The 10,999-nt window shown below is 27.3% G+C and carries 15 protein-coding genes; 1 reads left to right on the top strand and 14 read right to left on the bottom strand.

The features are described from left to right. The 8 genes from BUB33_RS15395 to BUB33_RS15430 all read right to left on the bottom strand — a co-directional run. Window positions 1–529, bottom strand: a 529-nt coding sequence (locus tag BUB33_RS15395) for a helix-turn-helix domain-containing protein (protein ID WP_072978087.1), incomplete at its 3' end; no start/stop codon positions are given. A 96-nt stretch (window positions 530–625) separates the two neighbouring features. Next, a complete protein-coding gene (gene tlp / locus BUB33_RS15400) occupies window positions 626–859 on the bottom strand; it encodes a small acid-soluble spore protein Tlp (RefSeq protein ID WP_072978089.1) in 234 nt (77 codons plus the stop codon). 452 nt (window positions 860–1,311) lie between these two features. After that, a complete protein-coding gene (locus BUB33_RS15405; protein WP_072978092.1) occupies window positions 1,312–1,761 on the bottom strand; it encodes a peroxiredoxin in 450 nt (149 codons plus the stop codon). A gap of 168 nt (window positions 1,762–1,929) precedes the next feature. After that, window positions 1,930–2,691 carry a DUF975 family protein gene (locus BUB33_RS15410; protein ID WP_072978094.1) on the bottom strand — a complete coding sequence of 254 codons (762 nt, stop codon included), beginning with the start codon at window positions 2,689–2,691 and terminating at the stop codon, window positions 1,930–1,932. A gap of 187 nt (window positions 2,692–2,878) precedes the next feature. After that, on the bottom strand, window positions 2,879–3,160 hold the full coding sequence (locus tag BUB33_RS15415; RefSeq protein ID WP_072978096.1) for a ribosomal protein L7/L12: 282 nt from the start codon (window positions 3,158–3,160) through the stop codon (window positions 2,879–2,881). 532 nt (window positions 3,161–3,692) lie between these two features. Continuing rightward, window positions 3,693–3,953: a hypothetical protein gene (locus tag BUB33_RS15420; RefSeq protein ID WP_072978098.1), complete on the bottom strand. Its 261-nt coding sequence runs from the start codon at window positions 3,951–3,953 to the stop codon at window positions 3,693–3,695. A 41-nt stretch (window positions 3,954–3,994) separates the two neighbouring features. Beyond that, a complete protein-coding gene (locus BUB33_RS15425; RefSeq protein ID WP_072978100.1) occupies window positions 3,995–5,275 on the bottom strand; it encodes a type II restriction enzyme in 1,281 nt (426 codons plus the stop codon). Further along, window positions 5,268–6,104: a DNA adenine methylase gene (locus BUB33_RS15430; RefSeq protein ID WP_072978102.1), complete on the bottom strand. Its 837-nt coding sequence runs from the start codon at window positions 6,102–6,104 to the stop codon at window positions 5,268–5,270. Before BUB33_RS15430 ends, BUB33_RS15425 begins: the two co-directional genes overlap by 8 nt. 964 nt (window positions 6,105–7,068) lie before the next feature. On the opposite strand from BUB33_RS15430, the gene BUB33_RS16695 reads away from it, so the two are divergent. Further along, a complete protein-coding gene (locus BUB33_RS16695) occupies window positions 7,069–7,251 on the top strand; it encodes a hypothetical protein (RefSeq protein WP_132984396.1) in 183 nt (60 codons plus the stop codon). Window positions 7,252–7,370: 119 nt separating this feature from the next. Here the strand turns inward: BUB33_RS16695 and BUB33_RS16960 are convergent, their stop codons facing one another. The 6 genes from BUB33_RS16960 to BUB33_RS16205 all read right to left on the bottom strand — a co-directional run. Continuing rightward, window positions 7,371–7,442, bottom strand: coding sequence for a 23S rRNA (pseudouridine(1915)-N(3))-methyltransferase RlmH (locus BUB33_RS16960; protein ID WP_353511585.1), 72 nt, complete (start codon window positions 7,440–7,442; stop codon window positions 7,371–7,373). 300 nt (window positions 7,443–7,742) lie between these two features. Beyond that, complete coding sequence (locus tag BUB33_RS15440; protein WP_072978104.1) at window positions 7,743–8,603, bottom strand: damage-control phosphatase ARMT1 family protein; 861 nt, start codon at window positions 8,601–8,603, stop codon at window positions 7,743–7,745. Window positions 8,604–8,853: 250 nt separating this feature from the next. Next, window positions 8,854–9,270 (bottom strand): type VII toxin-antitoxin system HepT family RNase toxin, encoded by a 417-nt coding sequence (gene hepT / locus BUB33_RS15445; protein WP_072978106.1) that lies wholly within the window; start codon window positions 9,268–9,270, stop codon window positions 8,854–8,856. Continuing rightward, on the bottom strand, window positions 9,263–9,670 hold the full coding sequence (gene mntA, locus BUB33_RS15450; protein WP_072978108.1) for a type VII toxin-antitoxin system MntA family adenylyltransferase antitoxin: 408 nt from the start codon (window positions 9,668–9,670) through the stop codon (window positions 9,263–9,265). Before mntA ends, hepT begins: the two co-directional genes overlap by 8 nt. 312 nt (window positions 9,671–9,982) lie before the next feature. Beyond that, window positions 9,983–10,462, bottom strand: coding sequence for a 23S rRNA (pseudouridine(1915)-N(3))-methyltransferase RlmH (rlmH, locus tag BUB33_RS15455; RefSeq protein ID WP_072978110.1), 480 nt, complete (start codon window positions 10,460–10,462; stop codon window positions 9,983–9,985). A 311-nt stretch (window positions 10,463–10,773) separates the two neighbouring features. Next, a partial coding sequence (locus tag BUB33_RS16205; protein WP_479694039.1) for a hypothetical protein occupies window positions 10,774–10,999 on the bottom strand: 226 nt, incomplete at its 5' end.

A 10,999-nucleotide genomic window follows, 5' to 3' on the forward strand; every position in this document is an offset into this window, starting at 1 on the left:
GAAGGGATTCAACTCCATCCTTTTCATATTTTGTTACCCATGAATATGCCTGTTGATAAGATACCTGGAAATGTTTTGCTGTTTCAGCATAATTTTTTTGATGCTCTATACAATATTTAACTATATCGACTCTTTCTTCGTAAGTTGTCTTTCGTCCCTTAGTCATGATAGGTATTCCTCCCATTCCAGAAGATTTTAGTTCCTCATGACTATTATACTTTAAAATCCAGTCTCGTAACTGACGATGTGATCTAATTCTATATTTTTTACATATGTCAGATAAAGATCCTTTTCCGTCAAGATAATCCTTTACAGCCATATTTTTAACATCTATTGAGTAAACTGTATTTTTAGAGGTGTTATTCAAACCATAAATACCTAATGATTCATAGTTACGTATCCATCTTTCTAAAGTTGATTTACTAACACCAACTAGTTTAGCTGTATGGGTGATGGAATCCTCTCCTCTTATACATATATTAATATATTTAAGTTTTTCATCTGCTGTAAATCTACTTTTTCTTCCCATAAAAATACTCCTCCTTGTGGTAAACAGTTTTTTTATTTAAACTGTCTACTACAAGGGGAGCATATCAATATATACCTTGTTTTTATTATAGTTTATTTACTTGTAATTATTTTCTCTTGCTATTGCTTCATCTCTAATTTCTTCTTTCATTCCTTTTAGAGATTCTTCTCTTCTTTTGTTTTTCTCCATTAAAGCTTTTTTCATCTTTTCGTCATCTGTTTCTGCAATCATTTCTTCTGCAAGATTGTAGTTTTTAATAGTGTTATCAATATTAAATTGTATTTTTTCAACGTTATTTCTTCTATCATCTGGTTTTGGTTTATTATTCATGATTTTCATCTCCTTACTTTCATTAATTTATTTTTGATTTAGGAAGTACTACGACCTAGTTATTTACCTATTAGTTGTTTTTGTCCTATCTAAACTAGATTTTTAGTCATCATCCCACCTACTGTACCAGCAGTAAATATCTTTTCCACTGAATTTAGTGGACTTTTGCCAAATCTATATGAATTTTTATTCTTTATTATTTTGCATATTTTAATGATTTTAAATACTAGGTAATTTAATGAAAGTAATAACTCAATTGTCTTATTAAGTATATTGTAATTTATATATAAATAAACCCACTATTATATTAATTATACTTGCTTTCCATAATACTTAAATACCAACAAAAATTATATCAAAATAATTTACATACAAATATAATATAAACCTTAGCCTAAAGCTAAGGTTTATAAGGTATCATAATATTTTTCAAACTAGATATAAAAGACATTCTATTCTCCATTTTTTATAAATTCTAATACTTTTTCTGCATGTCCCTTTGCTTTTACGTTTCTAAACTCCTTTACTAACTCTCCCTCTTTATTGAATATAAAGGTGGATCTTTCAACTCCCATATATTCCTTTCCATACATCTTTTTAAGTTTCATTACATTAAATAAATTATGGATTTCTTCATTTTCATCACTAAGAAGCAAAAATGGTAAATTATGCTTGTCCCTAAATTTAGCATGAGATTTTAAGTTATCTCTACTTATTCCCATTATAATAGTATCTTGCTTTTGAAATTCATCATATAAATCCATAAATTCTAATGCTTCTGTAGTACAACCTGATGTATTGTCCTTTGGATAAAAATATAATACTACATTTTTTCCCTTAAAATCCTTTAGTGAAATATCCGCTCCATTAGTTTCCTTTAATACAAAATCATAATTTAACATATTAACCCTCCTGTTAACGAAATTTATTGATATTTTAATTATAACATATTTATAAAATTTGAAATAATATGATATGTTTAAGCCTTTATACTACTTTTATTTAAATAAATAACCTCTAAGAAATTACTATCCTAAAGGTTATTTATGTATTTAATATATATTTATTATTTATTCCAATACCATATCCTCATCAATATTATCATTACTAGATAGAATATTATATAGTCTTGCTAAGGTAGCTTCTTTATAAGGATGGACAAAAATTCCTCCTATACCAAAGAAAAGCAAGCCCAAAATATACCAACCCCAGAAAGATAAATCTAATATAAATATATCCATTTTATGCCCTTCTGTCATATCCATACTTCTTCTTATAGCCTCATTAGGTGATAAATTAGGTTCATCAGATAAAATATATGGTACCATTATATACTCATAAGATTTTATTATTCCTGGTATTATAAACAATAGTGTCCATAATAAGTTATATAAATTCCTTACAAATTGGGTTTTTACAATTCCAAAATATTCCCTAGAGTTGAAAGTTGAAAATAAATTTTCTACATTCACCTCATCCTTAAATCCTTTAAGAAAAAATCTACTCTTACCTACTTCAAGTGCATAACCTATAGTTATTGAAATTATTAAGGAAATAATAATTATTATTGGGATAAACCATTTTGATATATAAAATATAGGAGATATACCAAACTTTCTAGCTGTAAAATTAAATGCAATATTATTAGGCTCTAAGGCTATTTTATTTCGCATTATATCAATTGTTTGACTTTGATTATGTCTATCAGGTACTTTAACCTTAATGCCACTACTTCCAATTATAACTACAATAAGACATACTAAAAATGCTTTCCAATAATGTTGTCTCAAAAAATCCTTTGCATAATTCTTAATCTCTTCCCTTGACCACATAAAATCACCCCTTAAGTTATAATAACTAAGATTACTACAACTCATTTTAAATCATATCTCATCCCCTTCAAACCAATTTATTTATATCTACCCCTTATTCTATAATAATATCGTTATGATATTAATTTAGTATATTATACCTATAAATAAAGGTTACTGGATTAAAGTATGATTTTCTCATACAATTTTATAAAGAATCCACATAATCTTTTGCTTCCTTTAATCCCATCCCAGTAGCATCTCTTAATTTCTTTATTGCCTTAACTCTTTTATTCTCCGAAACAAGTCCTATTAACTCACTTTTAAGATCATCTGATATATGTTCCATTGACAATTCATATAATCCAAGATGCTCAATAACTTTATCTAGTTTTGATTCTATTCTTTTTTGATTACGATGCAATTCACTAATGTTAGTGCTAAAGATAGTAAACAAAATAACTATCAAAACCATAGATACATATTCCATACTTAAACCTCCTTCATTAACTAATATATTTTTTATCTTATTATATATAAGTATACTATAAAAGTTTCTTTATAGTATCTTCTATTCTAAATTTTTTATTTACAAAGTATCTGCCAAAGATGATAATAGTCTTAAATTAAAAAAACACTTGTAAATTAATAATATTAATAATCTAAAAATTATTTAAATTTATTAAACCATTATTTATGGTATTGGATTTTACTATATACACTTTATTACTATTAAAGCTTATTATGTAGATAGTACAATCTATTAGATTATAATATCTTTATCATAAATAAATTGCTTTAAAATTTATATTACTTTTTCATCTTCTATTATAGAAAATGGATTGCCTATACCTTGTAATCATAGGCAATTAAGTTTTTCTCACTTAAATGTGTTAAGTTTGGTTTTAGCATTACTTATGATAAGGTTCACCGTAATTCTATTAACCTTATAGATATGAAATATACTTTAAAAATTGTTTGTTAATATAGTTAAAGACACCCTAATGAGTGTCTTTAACACATTACTTTATCTTTATTGTGCTACATTTAATTCCATTACCTATAGAACTACCTCTACCCCTACAAGGAGGGCACCAACTTTGTATTCCATCTGGGTTATTGCCTGTAATTCTATGATCTGTATAACCAAAATAATCACAATGATAAAAAATATGTTCTTCCCCATTAATAGTAGAACAATTAGGACAAGATTTTAGTGTCCCATCTACACTGTATTGTGCTACTTCTAGAGGTCTTAAACATACTTTACAATAACCTGCCATCTTCCCATCCCCTTTATTTTTTATATATTACCTTTATAAATCTAACCCTGTAAATCTAGGATCCAATTGACCCAAGCAACAATGGAGGATGCTCTCCTATAAAAAGTATCCTCCGATTTTACATTATACAGATTACTATTCTTCATTATCTCTACAATTTCCCTTTTCCTTGGCATTTCTCCATCAGTTATACACTTTTTAAATACTTGATTAAATGGCTTATGTTTTAAAATTAACTCAATAAACTTTAACTGCCTTGGCTTATATTTTAATCTAAATAGTCTTTGTCCTTCATCAGTTAAAGAAAATATTATTTGCCTATTTTCTGTTCTCTTCTGAACCAAACCTAAATATCTACCAGCATCAGTATAATAGTTTGTTTGTCTTGGATCAAAGTCATAATTTGTTGTAATCTCTTCTCGTGTTAATTCGTTCTCATTTAGCAATTCACAAAGGTTAATAACTCTTTTAAAGTAATCAGCCTGTGGAAATGGTATCTCTGGCTCTTCTATCAATTTTACTTGTTGAAAAACTTGTATTATATCTTCTAAGCTAATTTCCGTTTGTTCAATACTATAATTTTTCTGCTTTAATAAAATTAGTGAATTATAGCTATTAGGTTCTTGAAAATAATATTCATAGAACGAAAAAATACCATTTGAATATGTTAGAAATAGAGGTTTAACCTTTTTGCTAATATTACTGCTCCACAACCTATAAGGGTAATATAATTGTCTAACTAAAAAATCATCTGAAATAGAGTTTTTTGCTTCTATAAGTGCTAATGTTTCCAACCCCTCATAACCCCCATCTATTTCTATTTGAGAATTGACAACATTAACATTCACATTAGTGTTTGTCCTTGTGTTCATAATATTAAAATTAAAAGAGTTAGAACTCATTCTACCACTAACTGTCGGTAAGATTTCCTCATCTTCCATAAAGTCAGCTAATATACCTGAAACATAAGCACAGTTTAAAGCAGTCGCTTCACTCGTAATATTTTCAAAATCAATACTCTCAATATGAGTTGGAAATGGGAATCTTATAATATCTGAATTAATCTCTTCAAAGTCTTTATAAGCATCAAACTGTGATATTAAATAGCTCCCTCTTGTAATTGGCAAAATGGACAGTTGATTCTCAGTAAATATTTTAGGCAAGTTCTTCTTATGATCGAACTTAGTCATTAACCTTGCTTCCCTAAACTTGTTAATCTGTTTTGAGGTTATTTCAAAGATGCCATTTTTTTCAATATTATTTAGAATATTATACTTATCAAATAATTCTTTCCAAGCCTTATCATTTTTTGTATTACTCATAGTTTCTCACCAGCACCTCATCAACCTCTCCCCTCATATCTCCCTTTGAGTTTATAGATCGTTTTGCTTGAACAATTTCTATTCTATAATCTTTATAAAGTTCTTTTATGAAATTAGTTGCTGAGTTAGAAAGCAAAAACTTTACACCTCTGTCATTTAATTTATCACATAATTTTTTAAGCCTAATTTGTTCGTCTCTATCAAATCCACCTTTGTCATACCCTGTAAAATTAGAACTATCCGAAACTGGATCATAAGGTGGATCAAAATAAACAAAACTGCCCCTTCTTATACCTTTAACAGCTTCCTCAAAATCACCACATTTAAAAGTAATATTAGCCTTATTAAAATAATTGCTAACAGCCTTTAATGTTATGGCATTAACAAAATCGGGGTTTTTATACTTTCCAAAAGGAGCATTGAATTCTCCTTGTTGATTTACTCTAAATAGCCCATTAAAACAAGTCTTGTTTAAATAATGTATTCTTGATGCTTTTTCAATATCTGTTAGTTTGTCATATTTTTCTCTATCACGATCAAGTTCTCTTATATCATAAAAATAATCTGAGGTGTTTTCGTGTTTTTGAAGATCATCGATAAGTTCATCAACATTATCTTTTATGACTTTATATAAATTAATTAATTCTTCATTAATGTCATTAACAACTGCCTTTTTTCGTTGTAAATGAAAAAAAACTGCCCCACCACCCAGAAATGGCTCATAGTATGTCGATATTTTATTTGGAATGTATTTTTCAATTTCTGGCAATAGTTGTCTTTTGCCCCCTACCCATTTAACCACAGGGGCAACAAGTTGATTTTTTTTCATTAAATTTCCTCCTCTAATACTTCTTATTATATTGTATCAAAAATAGGCTGAAAATAGTAGGGGGTAACCATATTTAGTAGACTTAAATATTCTTTAAAATTAGTTTAAAATATAGATTTATCAATTCAAAAAACTACAAAAACCCTATAAATAATTGAAAAAGCCTTTTACTTCATTTGAACCCTATTGAAAAGACTTGTCTTGAGTATATTCTTATTAATCAAAAAGTAATATTTTTAGAAATCAGTGGTAGTGATTGAAGGAAGATATAATGTCTATATTAAAGAGTTCTTTCATTAAACTTTTTTATATGAAAAAAACATTTATTTTTTTAAGTGTCTTGATTTCCTTTACTATTTCACTAACTCTTCTTTTGGAAATACTTTTTCGTTTATAATCTCGTTCCAATAATTTTGCCACTACTTTTATACTATCCTCTTTTTGCTGTTATCTATTATTCTTTATTTCTTTACCGATTATGGTTTTCATATTTTCTATTTCTACATCTGCTATGTCAAGAAGTTTTATTATGCCTTTATTGGTATAAGAATAATACCCTGTTTCTCCTTTTATTTTTTAACTTATATAACTACCATTTATAATCTTACTTAAAGGCTGTACAAGACCATTATTGGCTTCATAAACAACTTCTTTTCTACCAATATCTTTATACTGTGAGTACATATAAATGAAAAGATATATTTCTAAATCGCTCAATATCATGATGTCTAAGTTTTAATAATTTTTCAAGGTCATTTTTTCTAGAAATTGATAGGGTATAAGGATTAAGCAAACATCTTAAAGGTTTAATATTTTTCTCACTGTTCTTTTTGATGTTTTTTACTTTATATCTTTTTAGTTATTTGTCCTTAATATCTTCATATAAAGGTTATATTTCAGTAGATGAAAAATACGTTCTATAATAGATGTTAAATTATGAGAAAAACCAGACAAAAAAAGATATTTGGTCAATATAAAGCTTACTAAAAAAGTTCTTATTACTTCTTTATCGTCCCTTCCTAAATGTCCTGAATATGTTGGTGCTATGGTAAGCTATAGAATAAAGAAAAAAAGTAAATTTGTAATTCAAGAAATTAAAAACTTTGTTAATAAACTTAATATTATTAGTTCCATAGTGAAAATATAGGTGAGAATGTTAATATTACAAAAATAGAAAATGATATTAAAATTATTAGCAAAAAACTAACAGAATTAAACAAAGATTAGAATATTAATTCTTTTGTGATAGGGTTCTCCCCTCATTATTCACCATCCTCTATATACCTGTTCCAACAATATAAGTCTCATTAATTGATGTGGAAATGTCATTTGTACCATTTATCATAAGCTCCTTCATCCTTATTGATAATTCCTTTGAAGATAGTTGTTTTCCTTCTATAACTAAGGCTATAACAAAAGAACTTTGAGGAATCTTTGTAATTGAAAACCTTAATAATTTAGGATTGCTTCTAGATAATGTCCAAGATGAAGGTTTTAAAATATATACATTTCCAATTAGCATAGAAAATATAAGTGGACTGCTCTGTAGAGTAGTTGCTGAAATATAAAACTGCCATTTAAATACCCCCGTTGCCTACATTGTATAGGAATATCTAAATTTACTACTTTACCTTTCTTCTAACAATTTGTAAGAACATAGTCCATTTGCTTGCACCCAATAGCAGAGGCAACTGGGCTACATTTCGCTCTCAGCAAATAAAATATATTCTTATCTTTAATATCACTTAATGTTTCAAAGTTTGCTTGACCCTTACTTATAACGAGGTCTGTTTTGCTAAATTCATCTTTAAATATGCTTGAGCAATCTCTTAAAATCGTTCCTTGTGCAGAATGTCCATTGTCAATTACCTTTACTAAATCAACAATACCTGTACTTATTGCATCATCCATAGTAGCATCATTAACTATTGGACCTCCTTTCACCACATAAGTAACCTTCTCAATTGGAAGTCTCTCTAATAGAAACTTATCAAATATGATTTCACCAGAATTATCAGCAATATACATAATCTTATTTGCATTTTTTACTGCTTCTTGTAAAGCAGTTGTTCCAGTACCAAAAATATTATGTTTAATACTGTCCTCAACTGATTTAACAATATCTGAAGGTTTTAGATTTAATCCAGCTGAAAAATCTATAATATTTCCTGCAATAGCCAATCTACAAGCCATATCGAATGGTTCTTCTGTCCTATCTAACCATCTTTCCTCAATAATTCTGTTACAAATCTTCTTAGCAATTTCATTGTACTGCTCTTTCAATCTTTTATATGGATCATTTATACAAGTAATATTCTTAGCATGTTGATGCATCCTAAAAGCTACTTCAGGTGCTGTTTCATTAAAGTCCATTTCTCCTAATTCTCTTAAAGATCTTTTTATTATTTCTTCTTGCAGTGATACATTACTTGTTGCTTCTTCAGCTATTTCTACTGCTTGTCTAGCAAGACAGTGAATACATTCATGTGTTATTTTCATATATTAGTCTCCTTAATAATCTAGAGTCTTATGTTATTAAATATTATATTTATAATTATACCATTTAAATTTATTATTTTAAGAATTCATTTAATTGTGATATGGTTAATCGTATCAGTTTAACTTGCAAAATTTATTTATCAATCAAAATATAATGAGAATTAAGATTAAAAAGTAATAAATGTATAAATAAAGCAATAGATTTAACTACAATAAATCTACTGCTTTTATAATGTCTATATATTAATCCTTAAATAAAATTATCATTAACAAAAATAATAAATTTCTTTATATCAATCAAATTATTTTTTAAAATGCTATGTATTATATTTTTATCTATGTTTATATATTCATGAGACAATATATTTCTAAGGCCTACCATATTCCTATAAGCTTTCGTTTCCTCATCGTTTAAATATTTCTCCTTATTTAAAATGTTAAATGCTTCACCTAATGTTTCTGGACTGCCCATATTATTATCTACCACAATATGAGTTGCTATATCAATCATCATATTTATTGCTATAAACAAATTATATTCTACCACATCTTGTATAATATCGTCTTTTAAAAACTCTTCTAGAGATATTTCCTTAAATCTTTCTATTTTATTTAGAGAAGTTGATAGTTGGTTTAACCTTTGTTTAATCACTTCAATATTAACCATTAGACTCCACCTCTTTTTTCAATCTTTCTATAGTTTTATCATAAGATAAGTTTAGGTACCTTTTTATATCACTATATTCAAACAAGGTTCTTACCTTATATTTACTTTCCAAAGTTTTATCACGACTAAAAAGTAATATATTATTTTTATATATTTCATATTTCAATAGAGGGGGTGCATTATTTAATATTACTAAATCAACTTCCCTTTTAAGAACTTCTGATAAATTCATTTTAATTTCAAGATATGTATCTATATCCATATTTTTTTTCAAATATATAGCAATATCTATGTCACTATTTCCTCTTATACTATTTTGAGCATATGAACCAAAGATATAGGAGAAGACAATGTCTTCATATTTCATTAAAATATCTTTACACTTTTCAATAATATCCATATTATCACTATCCCTTAAATGGTATGTTATATATTTATTATACCCCATTAATAAAAGTTTGCTATATGTTGAACACAATATGTAGAATTATATGCCTTATAAAAAATAAATATTAATTTGTATTATATTATACTTTAATATATCTTATGGGAACGAGAATCTTAATTAGTCATCTTCTTCTATGTATTCCAAAATATCTCTAGGCTGATATTGTATGTGTCAATATATATTTATCGTATTTCAATAAATATATATTGATAATTTTAGTTTATGGTAACTTCTTAAACATTATCCTATAACACATAGCTTGCCCTATTTATGATACGGTTCACCTCTCATTATTCGCCATCCTCTATATACCTGTTCCAACAATATAAGTCTCATTAATTGATGTGGAAATGTCATTTTTGAGAATGATAATTTAAAGTTACTTCTATTTATTACACCTTTTGATAGTCCTAAAGAGCCTCCTATGACAAAGGAAATATCATTTGTACCATTTATCATAAGCTCCTTCATCTTTATTGATAAATCCTCTGAAGATAGTTGTTTCCCTTCTATAACTAAGGCTATAACAAAAGAACTTTGAGGAATCTTTGATAGTATTTTATCCCCTTCTTTATTCTTCACCATATCCATTTCTTTTTCTGATAAATTTTCAGGAGCCTTTTCGTCATCAATTTCAACTATATCTAATGAACAATATCTTGATAATCTTTTAGTAAATTCTTTGATACCTTCTTGTATATATTTTTCCTTTATCTTTCCTACTCCAATAACTCTAATATTCATCACAGTGTCCTTTCAATCTAATGTATTTTATTCCTTTTCTATTCTAGCACAAATATACTCTTTTTAATATTTCAATAAAATACATTTTTTATGATACCTTCTATGGATTACTTATATAACTTAAATATGTAAACTCCCTAAATCTTTAAGTAAATGAGATTTATATTTATAGAACTCTCTCTTAATCTTTATGTTATTATTTTTAATTATAAAGTATCTTTCTCTAAATCGGGTAGGAGGTAAATAATTAATTTATTTACCGACCTCCCTCACCACCGTACGTACCGTTCGGTATACGGCGGTTTCATAGTTTACACTTTAACTTCAAGGTAATATTTAAGAAAACTTAAATAACCTTGTTTTTCAAACCTAGCATTGGTTAGGGTTGTTGCAAGAATCCAGCTATTGGCCGTATGCCAGTAGCCTTTTCTTGTATTTGCCCATTCCCATGCCTTTTCTCTTGCTACTCCCAGTTTCTTAAGGTTAACAAATTTCGTCTTGACCTTCTTCCAACTTTTCCATGTTATCATTCGAATT

The sequence above is a fragment of the Tissierella praeacuta DSM 18095 genome (genome assembly GCF_900128955.1).
GTDB lineage: Bacteria > Bacillota > Clostridia > Tissierellales > Tissierellaceae > Tissierella > Tissierella praeacuta.